The following is a 17,368-nucleotide window of genomic DNA, read 5'->3' on the forward strand; positions in this document are numbered from 1 at the left end:
CCCGGTCAGCGGCGTCGCCCATGCCAGCGTCAGCCCCAGATCCCAGCCCCGCCACCGCCCCAGCCCCATGGCGGCGATGAACAGCAGGTTCAGCAGCACCGGCGCGGCGGCGGCGGCGGTAAAGCGGCCATTCGCGTTCAGCACCCCCGAGATCATCGAGGCCATCGAGATCAGCAGGATATAGGGAAAGGTGATACGGCCATATTCGACAGCCAGCCCGAACCTTTCATCCCCCGCAAAGCCCGAGGCCATCAGCCAGACCAGCCCCGGCATCAGGATCATGGCCACGGCGGACAGGACCAGAACGACGATGAACAGGCCAGAAAATGCCTGCTGCGCAAAGCGTTGCGCGTCCTCGGTGTCGCCCAGCTTCTTGGAAAAGATCGGCACGAAGGCGGTGTTGAACGCCCCTTCGGCGAAAAAGCGGCGGAACATGTTTGGCAGGGACAGGGCGATCAGGAACGCCTCGGCCACAGGCCCGGTCCCCAGCCAGCTTGCCATCAGGATGTCGCGGACAAAGCCCGACACGCGCGAGATGAGGGTCCAGATTCCCACCGACAGGAATCCGCGCACCAGTCCCGGTTTCATTTTTCGCTATTCCTCTGCCCGTTTGGCCCCGCTGGCCATTGCCTCTCGCAGTTTCTTTTCCAGCGCTTCGCGCTTTGCCTCGCTTTGCAGTTTCAGCCCGAACATGTCCTTGACATAGAAACTGTCAACCACCTGCGCGCCATAGGTGGCGATCACCGCGCTGACGATCTGGATGTGATTGCGGGCCATCGCACGGGTCAGATCATACAGCAGGCCGGGGCGGTCGCGGGTATCGACTTCGATGATGGTATAGATGTCGCTGCCCTCGTTGTCGAAGGTGATATGCGTCGGGAACCTGAATTCGCGGTCGCGCTTTTTCGGCTTGTCGCGGCTGGCAAAGGCGTCGCGGGCGACGATTTCGCCTTTCAGGGTACGCAGGATGGTCTGGCGCAGGCGGGGCAACCGCTCTTCTGAAAAGGGGTGGCCCTCGGAATCCTGAATCCAGAACACGGCGGTCGCATAGCCGTCGCGCGTGGTATAGGTGCGCGCATCCACCACATTCGCACCCATCAGCGTCAGCGCCCCGCAGAGCCGCGAGAAGATGCCCGGATGGTCGGCCAGCACAAAGGCGGCGCTGGTCGCGTCGCGGTCGGGATCGGCCCGCAGGTCGATGCGGATTTCGACGGGGCCAATCTGGCGCAGCAACTCGGCAAAGATCGCCTGAACTTCGGTTGGCAGGCCGGGCCAGTAATTGTCATAATGGCGCGCGGCCTCGGCGCGGATCGCCCTGGCGTCCCAGCCCTTGCCGATCAGCAGGTGACGCAGGGACCGCTTGGCCTCGTTCTGGCGCTTGTCGCGGTTCAGTTCCTCCATTCCGCCTTCCAGCGCGGCGGCTGTTTCCTGATGCAGGCGACGCAGCAGAACGGCCTTCCAGTTGTTCCAGACGCCGGGGCCGACGCCGCGAATATCGCAGACGGTCAGCACCAGCAGCAGATCCAGCCGTTTGCGCGTTTTCACCGCCTTGGCAAAGTCGCGCAATGTGCGGGGGTCGGATATGTCGCGTTTCTGGGCGACATCCGACATCAGCAGATGGTTGCGCACCAGCCATTCGACGGTTTCGACATCCTCGGGCGAAAAGCCAAAGCGCGTGGCGATGCGCCGCGCGATCCGCGCGCCCAGGATCGAGTGATCCTCGGGCCGGCCCTTTCCGATATCATGCAGCAGCGTGGCCAGATACAGTACCCTGCGGTTGACGCCCTCTTTCATGATCTCGCTGGAGATGGGCAGATCGTCGGGATGTTCGCCGCGCTCGATCTCGGCCAGGGCGGCGATGCACTGGATGGAATGTTCGTCCACCGTGTAATGGTGATACATGTTGAACTGCATCATCGCCACGACGGGTTCAAATTCGGGGATAAAGGCGGCCAGCACCCCCAGCTCGTTCATCCGGCGCAGGGCGCGTTCGGGATTGCCGTGGCGCAACAGCAGATCCATGAAGATGCGCATCGCTTCGGGATCCAGCCGGACCTTGTCGTCGATCAGGTCCAGATTGGCTGCGATCAGGCGCATGGCGTCGGGATGGATCAGCACGCCTGTGCGCAGCGCCTCTTCAAAGACTCGCAGGATGTTCAGCGGGTTGCGCAGGAATTCCACATCGTCCTGAATGGCGATGCGGCCATGACGGTCCACGAAGCCCGCCCTCATCTGGCGGCGGCGGCGAAAGATGCGGCCCAGGATCGGGGCCTTGCGGACATGGTTCGCCTCCAGCGCGGTCAGGAACACGCGGGTCAGTTCGCCCACGCGGGTCGCGTGGCGGAAATAGTCCTGCATGAAATACTCGACCCCGCGCCGCGCCCGCGTATCCTTGTAACCCATGCGCCGCGCCACCTCGACCTGCATGTCAAAGCTGAGCACATCGACCGGGCGGCCCGCGATCAGATGCAGATGGCAGCGCACCGCCCACAGGAAATCCTCGGCTTGCCAGAAGGACAGATGTTCGTCGCGGGTAAAGACGCCCAGATCGACCAGTTCCACGGCACGATCGACGCGGTGGATGTATTTCGCGATCCAGTACAGGGTTTGCAGGTCGCGCAGCCCGCCCTTGCCCTCTTTCACATTGGGTTCCAGCACGTAACGCTGGCCGCCCTGCCGCTGATGGCGGGAGGTGCGTTCCTGAAGCTTGGCCTCGATGAATTCCGGGATGGTCTTTTCAAACAGTTCCGACCACAGCCTTTCGCGCAGGGTCTGCGCCAGCCCGGCATGGCCCGTCACCAGCCGGTGTTCCACCAGCGAGGTGCGGATCGTCATGTCACCTGCCCCCAGACGCAGGCAGTCATCCACCGTACGGATCGAATGACCGATCTTCAGCTTCAGATCCCACATCATGTACAGCATGGATTCGACCACGCTTTCGGCCCATGGGGTGATCTTGTAGGGTGTCAGGAACAACAGATCGACATCCGAAGCCGGCGCCATCTCGGCCCGGCCATAGCCGCCCACCGCCAGCACCGCCAGCCTTTCGCCATCGGCCGAGGAATGCGGGCGGTGCAGATGCCGGGTCGAGACGTGAAAGACCGCCGTGACAATGGCGTCGGTCAGCGCGGCGATGGCGCGCACGGTTTCGCGGGCGGCACGGGGATGGCTGTCGAAACCCGCGCCGATATCGGCCATGGCCGCCGCGCGGGCCTCTGACAACAGGGCGACGGTCTTTGAGCGAATCTCTCGTGGCTTGTCGATGCCGGACAGCGCCCTGTCCAGTTGCGGCAGAAAGCTGCCGGGGTCATAGATACCATGCGCGCCCGGCAGGGCCGGGGCGCTTTGCGTGACCGCTGAACGGGGCGCGTCCAAGGTCAGAACCCGAAGCCGCCAAAGCCGCGCGGTGCCGGATCGAGGATGACGACCTGATTGCCCCGGATCGTGGCGACGGCCAGCCCGCGTTCGGCGGTACGGTCCTGGCGCAGGCGGAACACGCCATCGACGCCCGAAAAGCCCGCGCTTTGGGTCAGGCCGCCGCTGGTCAGCGCATTGCGCTTGCCCGCCCGGACCAGCGAGGCGATGGCCGCAACGCCGTCATAGGCCAGCCCCGCCAGCTCGTGCGGCCTTTCACCATAGGCGGCCTGATAGCGGGCCTGGAACTGCTGCTTCAGCCCCTGATCGGGGATCGCGAACCAGCCGCTTTGCAATTGCGGCAACGACAATCGCGAGGCGGGCTCGTCCCAGCGGGTCAGGCCCATGAATTGCGTCACCTGCGACGTGACACCGGCGGCGGCCAGCTTTTCGGTCAGATAGGGCAGCACAGCCTGGTTGTTGGCGGTCATGAAAACCGCATCCACCTGACCCGAGCGCGCGGCGGCAACGATCTGCGGCGTCACCATGTCGATGCCGCTGACCGAGACCGGGTGATTGCTGCGCCCCGCCAGCCTTGCGCCGTTGCGGGCAATGGCGGTCTCGATGGCGCGGCCGCCGATCTGGCCCGCGACGTCGTTTTCCGCCACGACATAAAGGTTGCGCTTGCCATTGCGCACGCCATAGCTGACCAGCCTGTTGGCGACATTTTCAAAGCTGTTGCCCAGGATAAAGACATTGCCGCCCGCGATCTCGGCATTGTTCGAAAAAGACAAGACGTTGACATTGCGCGAGGCCATGGCGTGACCCACGGCATTGGCGGCCTCGGCGTAAAGCGGGCCGATGATGATCTTTGCCCCGGCATCGGCGGCGGCATTGGCATCGGCCACGGCCTTTTCGGTGCTGGCCCCGCTGTCATAGATCCGCAGGTCGATGGCTGCGCCTTGGGCATCGCCCGCGGCCATCCGCGCGGCATTCTTCAGGCTGCGCGCCAGCCATTCCAGATTGGCCGAACCCGAGCCGCCGGGAACCAGCAGTGCCACCTGTACCGGCTGCGCCGGGTCGATAAGCTGCCCGGTATCGGGACCGGCGCGTTCGCCCGTGCCGGTGCCGACGGGCTGACAAGCGGCGATGACAAAGGCCGAGATCAACGCGCCGGCGCGCAGGATCGCGCGGCGCATCGGTGACGGGCGCAGGCTTGTGGCGAATGCGGGCATGTGAGAATTCCCTGTTGTGCTATGGGTCGGCAGGATCCGGCGCAGGGTAGGATCATCGTCCGGGAATGGCAATCGGACGAAAGGCGAGTTGACCGCAAGGAGGCAGGGATGACCGATTTGCCCGGGGCCGAAGGGCCACAGCGTCTGAAGGCGCATATCGAAGCCGCCCGGCTGGATCCGGGTCTTTATCTGGTCGCAACCCCCATCGGGACGGCGCGGGACATCACGCTGCGGGCGCTGGACGTGCTGAACTCGGCCGAGATGCTGGCCGCCGAGGATACGCGCGTCATGCGGCATCTGATGGATATCCACGGCATTCCCCTGCGCGGTCGCCGGATTCTGGCCTATCATGACCACAATGCCGACCGCGCCCGCCCGGCGCTGATACAGGCGTTGGAGGATGGAAAAAGCGTGGCCTATGCCTCGGATGCGGGCACGCCGCTGGTCGCCGATCCGGGCTTTGGGCTGGCCCGCGACGCAGCCGGGGCAGGGGCGCGGGTCCATGCCGTGCCGGGGCCATCGGCGGCGCTGGCCGCGCTCAGCCTGTCGGGCCTGCCAAGCGACCGCTTTCTGTTTGCCGGATTCCCGCCCGCCACGGCGGCGGCGCGCGCGGCGTGGCTGCGGCAATGGGCGGCGGTGGATGCGACGGTGATCCTGTTCGAAAGCCCGAGACGCGTTAACCGAACATTAAGAGATCTCTGCGAGATTGAGGCGAATCGCGTTATCGTTGTGGCGCGGGAGCTGACCAAGAAATTCGAAGAGGTGATCCGGGGAACAGCCGCCGAACTCGTGGCCGATCCGCGCATCGCATCGCTGAAGGGTGAGGTGGTTCTTGTGCTTGACCGGCCCACGCCGGTCGTTGCCGGTGTGGAGCAGGTGACGGCGGCACTGCGCGCGCGTCTGGGACGGATGACCGTCAAGGATGCCGCGCGCGAGGTGGCGCAGGAACTGGGCCTGCCCCGGCGGGATGTCTATCAGGCCGCGCTGGCGCTTGCGCCGGACGGCGACGAACAGGAACGGAAGGTATGATGGCAGCATCGTTGGGTATTGCGGACACGTGGGGCTGGACAGGCCGGGGTCAGGGCCGCGCTGGCGGTTTTGCCGCCCGCGCAGGCATGCGCGGGCGGCGCGGTGCTGTGGCCTGCCTCGCCGGATCGCTGGCCGAGGATGCGGCAGCCGCCCGCTATGAGGCCACCGGCCATACGATTCTTGCCCGACGTTGGCGCGGCGCGGCGGGTGAGGTCGATCTGATCTGCCGCAAAGGCGATTGCGTTGTCTTCGTCGAGGTCAAGGCGGGTGCCGATCATGCCCGCGCGGCGGGACGCCTGGGCCGCCGCCAGATGGACCGCATCTGCCTTGCCGCAAACGAATATTGCGGGGCCTTGCCGGGCGGGCTGCTGACCGAAATGCGATTCGATGCCGCGCTTGTGGACTGGACGGGCCGGGTCGAGGTTATCGAAAACGCCTTTGCCGACGCCTGAGGGGGCCTTGCATCCTGCCGGTCATCGGGCGACAAGCGCCCCGAAACTTGCAGGAGGTCCGCATGAGCCTTTACGTCGCGTTGCAGATGGATCCGGTCGAGGCTGTGTCGGTCGATGCCGACAGCACTTTCCGCATCGGGTTGGAGGCCGAGGCGCGCGGACATCGCCTGTTCCAATATACGGTTGACCAGTTGCGCTATGACGAGGGTCGGGTGATCGCCCGGGGCCGCCCGGTCAGCCTTCGGCGCAGACAGGGCGATCACGTGACCTTCGGTGACTGGGCCGAGGTCGATGTCAGCGAATTTGACGTGGTCTGGCTGCGTCAGGATCCGCCTTTCGACATGGCCTATGTGACCTCGACGCATCTGCTGGACCGGGTGCATCCCGCCACGCTGGTCGTGAATGATCCGTTCTGGGTGCGTAATTGCCCCGAAAAGCTGATGGTGCTGGATTTTCCCGACCTGACGCCGCCAACCATGATCGCCCGTGACCCGGCGGCTTTCCGGCGCTTTCGCGACAGGCATGGCGACATCATCGTCAAGCCGCTCTATGGCAACGGCGGGGCAGGGGTGTTCCACCTGCGCCCCGACGATCCGAACCTGTCCTCGCTTCTGGAAACCTTCGCCGGGATCAACCGCGAACCGATGATCGCGCAGAAATATCTGCCCGCCGTGACAAGGGGCGACAAGCGGATCATTCTGGTTGATGGCGCCCCCGTCGGAGCGATCAACCGGGTACCGCAACAAGGCGAGGCGCGGTCCAACATGCATGTCGGCGGGCGCGCCGAGAAAATCGGCCTGACCGAACGCGAGCACGAGATCTGTGCCCGGATCGGCCCGGTTCTGCGCGAAAAGGGCCTGATCTTCACCGGCATCGACGTGATCGACGGCTGGCTGACCGAAATCAACGTGACTTCGCCGACCGGCATTCAAGAGCTCGAACGCTTTGATGGTGTCAATGCTGCCGCTTTGATCTGGCAGGCGATCGAAACCCGGCTGGCCAGCCGCTAGACCGCGCGAATGCGCCTGCGCCCCGGCCCCTCGATGGGGCCGGGGCGCAGCTCCTTTCCGCGGGACGCAATCCGGGCGGATTTTATCCGCCCGGCACGAAAGGCAGACGATAGCTGATCGCCTCGGCCAGATGCGGCACCTGCACCTCGTCGCTGCCTGCCAGATCGGCAATGGTGCGGGCTGTGCGCAGGATCCGGTGATAGCCGCGCGCCGTCAGCCCCAGCCGTTCTGACGCCTTCAGGATCAACGCGCGGCCTTCGCTGTCGGGGCTTGCAATCTCGTCCAGTATCCGGCCCGAGGCATCGGCATTGACCCTCAGGCGCGGGTGGTCGCGAAAGCGCCGCGCCTGAATTTCTCGCGCCGTCAAGACCCGTGCCGCGATCACCTCCGAGTTTTCGCCGCCGGATGGCAGCTCCAGATCCATGAACCCCACCGCCGGAACCTCCAGCCGCAGGTCAAAGCGGTCCATCAGCGGGCCCGAAATCCGGCCCATGTAATCGGCCCCGCAATGCGGCGCGCGCGAACAGGCCTGGGCCGCATCGGCCAGATGACCGCAGCGGCAGGGATTGGCTGCGGCGATCAGCAGAAAGCGGCAGGGATAGCGGATATGGGCATTGGCGCGCGCCACCGTCACCTCGCCCGTCTCGATGGGTTGGCGCAGGGTTTCCAGAACCTGGCGTGGAAATTCCGGAAACTCATCCATGAATAACAGCCCGTTATGGGCAAGGCTGATCTCGCCCGGCCGCGCGCCGCGCCCGCCGCCGACGATTGCCGCCATCGAGGCCGTATGATGCGGTTCGCGAAAGGGGGCGATTCGCATGATGCCGTGATCGTCCAGCGTCCCCGCCAGCGAATGGATCATCGAGGTTTCCAGCGCCTCGGCCGGGGTCAGCGGTGGCATCAGCCCGGCCATGCGCGCGGCCAGCATGGATTTGCCCGCGCCGGGCGGACCGACCATCAGCAGGTGGTGGCGTCCGGCGGCGGCGATTTCCAGCGCGCGCTTTGCGCGTTCCTGGCCCTTGACCTCGGACATGCAGCCGACCGGCGGAAGATCGCTGATCACCCCCGGCGTGGCGCGGGCCAGCGGGCTGCGGTCGGTCAAATGATCGACTGCCTCGCGCAGGCTGGCGGGGGCCAGAACCGGAACCGAGGCGACCCAGGCCGCTTCGGGTCCGCAGGCGCGGGGGCAGATCAGGGCACGGTCGTCCTCGGCCGCAGCCATCGCGGCGGGCAGCGCGCCCGCGACCGGAACCAGCCGCCCGTCCAGCGCCATCTCGCCCAGGCAGACGCAGCGCGCCAGTTCATCGGCGGGCACAATTTCCAGCGCAGCAAGGATCGCCAGCGCGATGGGCAGGTCGAAATGCGCGCCCTCTTTCGGCATGTCGGCAGGCGACAGATTCACCGTCAGCCGCTTGTTCGGCAGCGCGATGGCCAGCGCGCCGAACGCTGCCCTGATCCGTTCTCGCGCCTCGCTGACGGCCTTGTCGGGCAGTCCGACAATGGCAAAGCCCGGCAACCCGGCCGCGACCGAACACTGGACCTCGACCAGCCGCGCCTCGATTCCCTCGAAGGCGACCGAATAGGCGATCGCGATCATCTGCACCCCCAGGAAAGCTTGCCTGAAAATTGGTTAACGGGGATCGTTTAAGGAAAGGTTAACGCGACCGCGTCCTTGTGGCAGATTGGGCGCGGGTTTATTTGACAGATGTATTATTCAGGGGTTTCGGAATGAACGGCAAGCGTATCCTATTGATCATCGGCGGCGGAATCGCGGCATACAAGGTGCCGCAGCTTATCCGGTTGCTTCGGGGGCAGGGCATGGCGGTGACGCCGGTGCTGACGCAGGCGGGTGCCGAATTCACCACCGCCATGACCCTGTCGGTTCTGGCGGGGGAAAAGGCGCATGCCGGGCTGTTCGACATCTCGACCGAGGCGGAAATCGGGCATATACAGTTGTCGCGCAATGCCGATCTGGTTGTCGTCGCGCCCGCGACGGCCGATCTGATGGCGCGGATGGCGCATGGTGCGGCGGACGATCTGGCCTCGACCTTGCTGCTGGCGACGGACAAGCCGGTGCTGATTGCACCCGCGATGAATGTGCGCATGTGGGAGCACCGCGCCACGCAGCGCAATCTGGCCATTCTGCGCGATGACGGCATCCTGTTCGTCGGCCCTGACGAGGGCGAGATGGCCTGCGGTGAATACGGTCCCGGTCGCATGGCGCAGCCCGAAGCGATCATCGCCGCGATCAACAAGGCGCTGGCCAACACGCCGCTGAAGCTTGGTCCCGAGGCCGAGGTCGGGCAGCCCCAGCGCCTGCACGGGCGGCATGTCATCGTCACCTCGGGTCCAACCTTCGAACCCATCGATCCGGTGCGCTTTATCGCTAACCGTTCGTCCGGGGCGCAGGGTGCCGCGATTGCCGGGGCGCTGCGCGATCTGGGGGCTGATGTCAGCTTTGTGACCGGCCCCGCCATCGTTCCCCCGCCCGAAGGGGTCCGTGTCATCCGGGTCGAGACCGCAGCGCAGATGCGCGATGCGGTGGATGGTGCCCTGCCTGCCGATGTCGCGGTGATGGCGGCTGCGGTGGGGGACTGGCGGGTGATCAATCCGGCAGACAGAAAGCTGAAAAAGGATGGCTCGGGCAATCCGCCCAATCTTGAGATGGCCGAGAATCCCGACATCCTGGCCTGGCTCAGTCGGCTTGACCGGCGGCGGCCTGAACTGGTGGTCGGCTTTGCGGCGGAAACCAACGATGTTGCCGAATATGCGGCGGCGAAACGGCTGCGCAAGGGCTGTGACTGGATCGTCGCCAACGATGTCTCGCCCTCGACCGGCATCATGGGCGGACGGGAAAACGCCGTGACCCTGATTACCGAAGACGGGGCCGAGGACTGGCCGCGCATGAGCAAGGATGCCGTGGCGCGGATTCTGGCCAACCGGATTGCGGACGCGCTTGGATGAGGACATATCTCGACTGGAACGCCACCACGCCGCTGCGCCCCGAGGCGCGGGACGCGATGATCGGCGCGATGGATGTTTCGGGCAACCCCTCGTCGGTCCATGCCGAGGGGCGGGCGGCGAAAATGGCGCTTGAGCGCGCCCGCGAACAGGTCGCGACGGCACTGGGCGCGGAAGGCGCGGATGTGATCTTTACCGGCAGCGCGACCGAGGCAGCCGCGATGATGCTGGCCGGGCGCGGCATGTCCTGCGCGCCGGTCGAACACAGCGCGGTCAAGGTCTGGTGTGATCCGGCCCTGCCGGTGGATGGGGATGGAATCGTCACCGTCGCCGATCCGGCGAACAGCACGCTGCAACTGGCCAACAGTGAAACCGGCGTGATCCAGACCCTGCCCGAGGGGCTGGCGGTCAGCGATCTGACCCAGGCATTCGGCAAGGTGCCCTTTGCCTTCAACTGGCTGGGAATCACGGCGGGTTTTGTCGCCGCGCATAAGCTGGGCGGGCCAAAAGGCGTTGGCGCGCTGATCCTGAAGAAGGGTACCGACATTCCGGCGCTGATTCGCGGCGGCGGTCAGGAACAGGGCCGCCGGGCCGGAACCGAGAACCTGATCGGCATCACAGGCTTTGCGGCGGCAGCAATGGCGGCGCAGCGCGATCTTGAGGCCGGGCTGTGGGAACAGGTTGCCGCCCGGCGTGACGCGCTTGAGGCACGGTTGCTGGACGCCGCGCCGGGTGTCGTGATCGTCGGCGCGAAGGCAAGACGCTTGCCGAACACGACCTGTCTGCTTACATCGGGATGGAAGGGCGAAACTCAGGTCATGCAGATGGATCTGGCGGGGTTTGCGGTTTCGGCGGGGTCGGCCTGTTCTTCGGGCAAGGTCCGCGCCAGCGGCACCTTGCAGGCGATGGGCTTCAGCGATTCCGAGGCGCAGTCGGTCATCCGCATCTCGATAAACCCGGCTTTGGACGACGATCAGACGAACCGATTTGCGGCAGCTTGGGAAAAAGCGTATCACCGATGGCGCGACAGGAACGGGTAAGCGATATTTTACCCAGGAAGGACACAGGATGAACGAACCCGCCGATCTTGATATACGCGAAGGCGTTGACCGGGAAACCGTCGAAACTGTTCAGGGCATGGGCAGTTACAAATACGGCTGGGATACCGAGATCGAGATGGAATACGCGCCCAAGGGCGTGAATGAGGATATCGTTCGTCTGATCTCGCAAAAGAATGCTGAACCGGAATGGATGACCGAATGGCGGTTGCAGGCCTTCCGACGCTGGCAGCAGATGGCACTGCCGGAATGGGCGCTGCTGGATATTCCGGATATCGATTTTCAGGATCAGTATTATTATGCCCGCCCGAAAAGCATGGTGGAAAAACCGAAATCGCTGGACGAGGTCGATCCCAAGCTGCTGGCCACCTATGAAAAGCTGGGTATCCCGCTGAAAGAACAGATGATCCTTGCCGGGGTCGAGGGCGCGGGCGACACTCCGGTCGAGGGGCGCAAGGTCGCCGTGGACGCGGTGTTCGACAGTGTCAGCGTCGGCACTACCTTCAAGGATGAACTGGCGCGTGCCGGGGTCATCTTCTGTTCCATCAGCGAGGCGATCCGCGAACATCCCGATCTGGTCCGGAAATATCTGGGCAGTGTCGTGCCTCAGGGCGACAATTTCTATTCCGCGCTGAATGCAGCGGTGTTTTCGGACGGCTCTTTCGTCTATGTCCCGCCCGGTGTGCGCTGCCCGATGGAGCTGTCCACCTATTTCCGCATCAACGCCGAAAATACCGGGCAATTCGAACGCACGCTGATCATCGCCGACAAGGGCAGCTATGTCAGCTATCTTGAGGGTTGTACTGCCCCCAAGCGCGACACGATTCAGTTGCACGCCGCCGTGGTGGAAATCGTCGTGCTGGAGGATGCCGAGGTCAAATACTCGACCGTGCAGAACTGGTTCCCCGGCGACGAGAACGGCAAGGGCGGCATCTATAATTTTGTGACCAAGCGTGCCGATTGCCGCGAGGCGCGGGCCAAGGTGATGTGGACGCAGGTGGAAACCGGCAGCGCGATCACCTGGAAATACCCCTCCTGCATTCTGCGCGGAGACGAATCGCAGGGCGAGTTCTATTCGATCGCCATCGCCAACAATCATCAGCAGGCCGATACCGGCACAAAGATGATCCATCTTGGCAAGAACACCCGCTCTCGCATTGTTTCCAAGGGAATTTCGGCGGGGCGGGCGCAGAACACCTATCGCGGCAAGGTTTCGATGCATCCCAAGGCCGCGAACAGCCGCAACTATACGCAATGTGACAGCCTGCTGATCGGCGACAGATGCGGGGCGCATACCGTGCCTTATATCGAGGTCAGGAACACCAGCAGCCGGGTCGAACACGAGGCGACGACCAGCAAGGTCGATGACGATCAGTTGTTCTATTGCCGGTCGCGCGGCATGGATGAGGAAGAGGCCGTGGCGCTGGTCGTGAACGGCTTTTGCCGGGACGTGTTGCAGGCGCTGCCGATGGAATTTGCGATGGAGGCGCAAAGCCTTGTCGCGATCAGTCTTGAGGGGAGTGTGGGCTGATGTTGAACGGAATTTCGACGGCGCAGATTCGCCGCCTGCTGAAACAGCGCCCTTCAGGGCCGCTATGGTTGCATATCGTGGTGGTTCTGATGGGGATGCTGCTGGTCGGGATGGTCAATCACAGCTTCGCCACCCAAGGCGGTGCGTGGTCGGGCTTTTTCCTGACGCTGCTGTTTGCCGCGGGCTATTACGGTATTTCGCTGGCCATGCTGAACGCCCGCTTCGGGGAACATCCGCCCGGCCCCGCCCCCGATCGCCGCTGAGGTTGCCTGCTACCTGGCCAGCCATCGCTGCCTGGCTTTTTAAACGGAATAAAAAATGCTGAAAATCAATAATCTGCACGTCAAACTTGAGGAAGAGGACAAGCAGATCCTGAAGGGCCTTTCGCTAGAGGTTCCCGCTGGTCAGGTCCATGCGATCATGGGGCCGAACGGATCGGGGAAATCGACCCTGTCCTATGTCCTGTCGGGGCGCGACGGCTATGAGGTGACAGAGGGTTCGGCCCTGCTGAATGGCGGCGATCTGCTGGCGCTGGAACCCGAGGCGCGCGCCGCTGCCGGCCTGTTTCTGGCCTTTCAGTACCCGGTGGAAATTCCCGGCGTCGGCAACATGACCTTTCTGCGCACCGCCGTGAATGCGCAGCGCAAGGCGCGTGGGCAAGAGGAAATGTCCTCGGGCGAGTTTCTCAAGGTGGTGCGTGCGAAGGCGAAGGAATTGCAGATCGACGCCGAGATGCTGAAACGCCCGGTCAATGTGGGCTTTTCGGGGGGCGAAAAGAAGCGCAACGAAATCCTGCAAATGGCCATGCTGGAACCGCGCATGTGCATCATGGACGAGACCGACAGCGGCCTTGATGTCGATGCGATGCGGCTGGTTGCCGATGGCGTGAACGCGCTGCGCGGCCCGGATCGCAGCTTTCTGGTGATCACCCATTATCAGCGCCTGCTGAACCATATTCAGCCCGATGTCGTGCATATCCTGGCCGATGGCCGCATCGTGAAAACCGGCGGCCCCGAGCTGGCCCTGCAAGTCGAGGAAGAGGGTTACGGCGATCTTCTGACGGAGGCCGGTTGATGCCCGAGGCCGAAGTTCAGAACCGGCCCGCCGGTGGCGCGGCCGATGCCCTTCAGGCGCGGCTGGATGCCGCCTGCCTGCCGCAGGGGGGCTTTGCCGCCCCGGCGCGGGCCGATGCGCTGGTACGTCTGCGCGCGATGGGCCTGCCCGGTCCGCGCGACGAATACTGGCGCTATACCAACCCGCGCCCCTTCAATGACCCTGCGCCGCAGCCGATTCCCGTCGAGGGCAAGGCCCCTGATTCGCCGCTTTTCACCGATCTGGACCGGCTGACACTGGTTTTCGTGGATGGTGTCTTTGACGCGGCGGAATCGGACGACCTGACGCTTGAGGGGCTGGGGATCGACCTGCTGTCCCGCGCCGGGGCGCAGCCCGATCACTGGGCCGAGTCGATCTATGGCCGGCTTGAGGCTGCCGCGCAAAGGCCCGTTCATCGCCCCTTCGCCGCGTTGAATACCGCCATTGCCACCGAGGGCGTGCTGATCCGCGTGACCGGCAAGCCATCGAAGCCGGTGCATATCATGCATCGCCGTCAGGCCGCCGATGCCGATGTCGTCTGGCATCACGTCATCCGGGTCGAAGAAGGCGCAGAGCTGACGCTGCTGGAAACCGGCATGGCGGGCGCGCGCTCGAACGGGGCGATCGAGGTCGATCTGGCGAAAGGCGCGCGGTTGCACCATATCGCCGCCAAGCGTGCCGGGCATCAGAAGGTCGGGCTGTCGCATCTGTTCGCGAGGGTCGAGGCCGGGGCGCTGCTGAAAAGCTTTGCGCTGGCGGTGAACGGCACGCTGATGCGGCACGAGGGGGTGATCGACATCGTCGGCGACGATGCGGTGGCCCATATCGCGGGCGCGGTGCTGGGTGACGGTAATGTCGGCCCGTTCCACCATGACGACACTGTGTTCATCACGCATTCCGCCGAACGCTGCGAAAGCCGTCAGGTCTTCAAGAAGGTGCTGAAGAACGGTGCCGAGGGGGTGTTTCAGGGCAAGATTCTGGTCAAACCCGGCGCGCAAAAGACCGATGGCTATCAGCTTAGCCAGGCGCTGCTGCTGGATGAGCGCAGTCAGTTTCTGGCCAAGCCGGAACTGGAAATCCACGCCGATGACGTGAAATGCTCGCATGGTTCCACGACCGGGGCCATAGACGATACCGCGCTGTTCTATCTGCGCTCTCGCGGGGTGCCAAAGGATCGCGCCATCGTCTTTCTGGTCCTGTCCTTCCTTGCCGACGCGCTGGAGGAAATCGAGGACGAGGTTCTGCGTGGCCAGATCAATGAGCGGTTGGAAGCTTGGCTGACCCGGCGCGCAAACGGACAGTGACGCGCGGCGGCATGGTGCCGCGCATCCTGCAAAGCTGGTGGGCACCGCGCCGCGTGGTGCGCAGCCTTCAGGGCATGCCCGAACGGGTCATGCTGGCGGTGCTGATGGCGGCGATGCTGATCTTTCTGATCGCGCAGGCCCCGATGCATGCCCGCGACGCGGCGCTGGATCCATCCGTGCCCTTCGAGGCGCGAATGGGCGGTTCCCTGCTGGCGGTGATGTTCCTGATGCCGCTGATCGTCTATGCTGTGGCCTCGCTGGTCGCGCTGGCCTCGCATCTGTTTCCGCGCCGCCTGAAGCCAGAGGATTCGCGGCTGGCACTGTTCTGGGCGCTGCTGGCGGTGGCGCCTGCGATGCTGCTGACGGGGATGGTGGCGGGGCTGATCGGCCCCGGACCGGCGCTGACATCGACGCAGGCGGTGACGGGGCTGGGTTTTCTGACGATCTGGGGCGCGGGCATTTCCGCGTTGGCGAGGCGAGTATGAATTTCAACGATCTCAAGGCGTTGTTCGGGCTGACCCTGCGCGATCCGCAAATGGCGGCGCGGGTGGTCATTGCTGCGGACTGGCCGGTTCCGGCGCGCTGGATGGCAGCGCTGATCGTGGCGGTAGCCTCGGCCGGTGTGGCATGGGTGGCGACGCTGATCTTTCCGTTGCCGGACGAGGCGCTGCCACCGATCTTTCGGCTTCCCTCGATCCCTTTTGCCATGGCCGGAACGCAAATTTTGTCCGTGGCCCTTGTCGCGGGTCTGATGGCGGGGGTGGGGCGCATGTTCGGCGGCAAGGGCCGGTTCGAGGATGCGCTGCTGCTGGTCGTCTGGATACAGGTCGTGCTGGAGCTGGTTCAGGCGGTGCAGATCGTCCTGACGCTGATTCTGCCGCCTGCGGGCAGCCTGATGACCATTCTGTCCCTGGTTCTGTCCATCTGGCTGATGGTGAAATTCAGCATGGAGCTGCACGGCTTCACCAGCGGCGCGAAGGTGCTGCTGGCGCTGATCGGCACGTTGTTCGTGACCGCCTTCGTGCTGTCCTTCATCGCTGCCGCCTTTGGCCTTTTGCCGGAGATTCCGCAATGAGTTTCGATGTCGATGCCGTCCGGGGCGATTTCCCTATCCTGTCGCGGCAGGTGAACGGTCGCCCGCTGGTCTATCTGGACAGCGGTGCCAGCGCGCAGAAACCCCGTCAGGTGATCGAGGCGATCACCCGCGCCTATGAGGGCGAATATGCCAATGTCCACCGGGGCCTGCATTTCCTGTCGAATCTGGCAACTGACAATTACGAACGCGTCCGTGCCATCGTTGCGAAATTCCTGAACGCTCGGCGCGAGGATGAGGTGGTGTTCACCACCGGCTCGACCGAGGGGATCAATCTGGTCAGCTATGCCTGGGCCGCTCCGCGCCTTGAGCCGGGCGATGAGATCGTGCTGTCGGTGCTGGAACATCACGCCAATATCGTGCCCTGGGCCTTTCTGCGCGAAAGGCAGGGGGTGGTGCTGAAATGGGTCGAACCCGAACCCGATGGCAGCCTGCCGCCCGAGAAGGTGCTGGCCGCAGTGGGGCCGCGCACGCGGCTGATCGCCGTCACCCATATGTCGAACGTGACCGGAACCGTGGTCGATGTCGCCGCCATCGCGCGGGGCACCGATGTGCCAGTGCTGGCCGATGGCTCGCAGGCCTCGGTGCATATGCCGGTTGATGTGGCGGCGCTTGGTGTCGATTTCTACTGCATCACCGGGCACAAGCTTTACGGCCCCTCGGGGTCGGGGGCGATCTGGATCCGGGCGGACAGGCAGGCCGAGATGCGGCCCTTCATGGGCGGCGGCGACATGATCCGTACCGTCAGCCGCGACGAGGTGACATATGCCGACCCACCGCTGCGCTTTGAGGCGGGAACGCCCGGAATCGTCAACCAGATCGGCTTTGGCGCGGCGCTGGAATATCTGATGGGCCTTGGCATGCGGAACGTGGCCGCGCATGAACAGAGGCTGCGCGACCATGCCCTCGATCGGCTGCGGGCACTGAACTGGTTGCAGGTGCAGGGCGACGCCCCCGACAAGGGCGCGATCTTTTCCATGACCATGCAGGGGGCGCATGCGCATGACATCTCGACCATTCTGGACAAGAAGGGCATCGCGATTCGCGCCGGCAGCCATTGTGCCATGCCGCTGATGGATTTCTATGGCATCACCGCCAGCGCGCGCGCCTCTTTCGCGATGTACAATACGCTGGACGAGGTGGATGCCCTGATCGACGGGCTGTCATTCTGCCGCGAACTTTTCGGCTGAGGCGCGACCGAATCGTAGCCCGCACGTGTCGGGCCTCAAGAACGGATGTGAGCCGCCGC

General features: G+C 64.4%; 16 protein-coding genes. 12 read left to right on the plus strand and 4 right to left on the minus strand.

Features of this window, described 5'->3' with window-relative positions:
• The 3 genes from murJ to ACK5L9_RS18305 all read right to left on the minus strand — a co-directional run.
• A partial coding sequence (gene murJ, locus ACK5L9_RS18295) for a murein biosynthesis integral membrane protein MurJ (RefSeq protein WP_416912889.1) occupies positions 1-588 on the minus strand: 588 nt, incomplete at its 3' end.
• Positions 589-594: 6 nt separating this feature from the next.
• Complete coding sequence (locus tag ACK5L9_RS18300) at positions 595-3,333, minus strand: [protein-PII] uridylyltransferase (RefSeq protein ID WP_416912914.1); 2,739 nt, start codon at positions 3,331-3,333, stop codon at positions 595-597.
• Positions 3,334-3,377: 44 nt separating this feature from the next.
• Entirely contained in the window at positions 3,378-4,589 is a 1,212-nt protein-coding gene (locus tag ACK5L9_RS18305) for a penicillin-binding protein activator (RefSeq protein WP_416912890.1), read from the minus strand.
• 108 nt (positions 4,590-4,697) lie between these two features.
• Between ACK5L9_RS18305 and rsmI the strand changes: the two genes are divergently transcribed.
• The 3 genes from rsmI to gshB all read left to right on the plus strand — a co-directional run bounded on the left by rsmI (position 4,698) and on the right by gshB (position 7,080).
• A complete protein-coding gene (gene rsmI / locus ACK5L9_RS18310) occupies positions 4,698-5,618 on the plus strand; it encodes a 16S rRNA (cytidine(1402)-2'-O)-methyltransferase (RefSeq protein ID WP_416912891.1) in 921 nt (306 codons plus the stop codon).
• A gap of 86 nt (positions 5,619-5,704) precedes the next feature.
• Entirely contained in the window at positions 5,705-6,070 is a 366-nt protein-coding gene (locus tag ACK5L9_RS18315) for a YraN family protein (RefSeq protein ID WP_416912915.1), read from the plus strand.
• 62 nt (positions 6,071-6,132) lie between these two features.
• Positions 6,133-7,080 carry a glutathione synthase gene (gene gshB, locus ACK5L9_RS18320; protein WP_416912892.1) on the plus strand — a complete coding sequence of 316 codons (948 nt, stop codon included), beginning with the start codon at positions 6,133-6,135 and terminating at the stop codon, positions 7,078-7,080.
• 82 nt (positions 7,081-7,162) lie between these two features.
• Here gshB and ACK5L9_RS18325 read toward each other — a convergent pair whose 3' ends face one another.
• Positions 7,163-8,677 carry a YifB family Mg chelatase-like AAA ATPase gene (locus ACK5L9_RS18325; RefSeq protein WP_416912893.1) on the minus strand — a complete coding sequence of 505 codons (1,515 nt, stop codon included), beginning with the start codon at positions 8,675-8,677 and terminating at the stop codon, positions 7,163-7,165.
• Between the two features lie 131 nt (positions 8,678-8,808).
• Between ACK5L9_RS18325 and coaBC the strand changes: the two genes are divergently transcribed.
• From coaBC to ACK5L9_RS18370, 9 genes are read left to right on the plus strand one after another with little or no spacing between them, the layout of a single operon-like run.
• Positions 8,809-10,044: a bifunctional phosphopantothenoylcysteine decarboxylase/phosphopantothenate--cysteine ligase CoaBC gene (gene coaBC / locus ACK5L9_RS18330; protein WP_416912894.1), complete on the plus strand. Its 1,236-nt coding sequence runs from the start codon at positions 8,809-8,811 to the stop codon at positions 10,042-10,044.
• Positions 10,041-11,081 (plus strand): cysteine desulfurase family protein, encoded by a 1,041-nt coding sequence (locus tag ACK5L9_RS18335; protein ID WP_416912895.1) that lies wholly within the window; start codon positions 10,041-10,043, stop codon positions 11,079-11,081. Before coaBC ends, ACK5L9_RS18335 begins: the two co-directional genes overlap by 4 nt.
• Before the next feature lie 28 nt (positions 11,082-11,109).
• Complete coding sequence (gene sufB, locus ACK5L9_RS18340) at positions 11,110-12,630, plus strand: Fe-S cluster assembly protein SufB (protein WP_416912896.1); 1,521 nt, start codon at positions 11,110-11,112, stop codon at positions 12,628-12,630.
• Complete coding sequence (locus tag ACK5L9_RS18345) at positions 12,630-12,893, plus strand: hypothetical protein (RefSeq protein ID WP_416912897.1); 264 nt, start codon at positions 12,630-12,632, stop codon at positions 12,891-12,893. The genes sufB and ACK5L9_RS18345 overlap by 1 nt, the downstream gene beginning before the upstream one ends.
• Before the next feature lie 55 nt (positions 12,894-12,948).
• A complete protein-coding gene (gene sufC / locus ACK5L9_RS18350) occupies positions 12,949-13,704 on the plus strand; it encodes a Fe-S cluster assembly ATPase SufC (RefSeq protein WP_416912898.1) in 756 nt (251 codons plus the stop codon).
• On the plus strand, positions 13,704-15,026 hold the full coding sequence (locus ACK5L9_RS18355) for a SufB/SufD family protein (RefSeq protein ID WP_416912899.1): 1,323 nt from the start codon (positions 13,704-13,706) through the stop codon (positions 15,024-15,026). The genes sufC and ACK5L9_RS18355 overlap by 1 nt, the downstream gene beginning before the upstream one ends.
• Positions 14,996-15,511 (plus strand): hypothetical protein, encoded by a 516-nt coding sequence (locus ACK5L9_RS18360; protein ID WP_416912900.1) that lies wholly within the window; start codon positions 14,996-14,998, stop codon positions 15,509-15,511. Before ACK5L9_RS18355 ends, ACK5L9_RS18360 begins: the two co-directional genes overlap by 31 nt.
• On the plus strand, positions 15,508-16,101 hold the full coding sequence (locus tag ACK5L9_RS18365; protein ID WP_416912901.1) for a Yip1 family protein: 594 nt from the start codon (positions 15,508-15,510) through the stop codon (positions 16,099-16,101). The genes ACK5L9_RS18360 and ACK5L9_RS18365 overlap by 4 nt, the downstream gene beginning before the upstream one ends.
• Positions 16,098-17,309: a cysteine desulfurase gene (locus tag ACK5L9_RS18370; RefSeq protein ID WP_416912902.1), complete on the plus strand. Its 1,212-nt coding sequence runs from the start codon at positions 16,098-16,100 to the stop codon at positions 17,307-17,309. Before ACK5L9_RS18365 ends, ACK5L9_RS18370 begins: the two co-directional genes overlap by 4 nt.
• Positions 17,310-17,368 lie beyond the last annotated feature (59 nt).

This window comes from Paracoccus sp. (in: a-proteobacteria) (assembly GCF_047973135.1).
Lineage (GTDB): Bacteria > Pseudomonadota > Alphaproteobacteria > Rhodobacterales > Rhodobacteraceae > Paracoccus.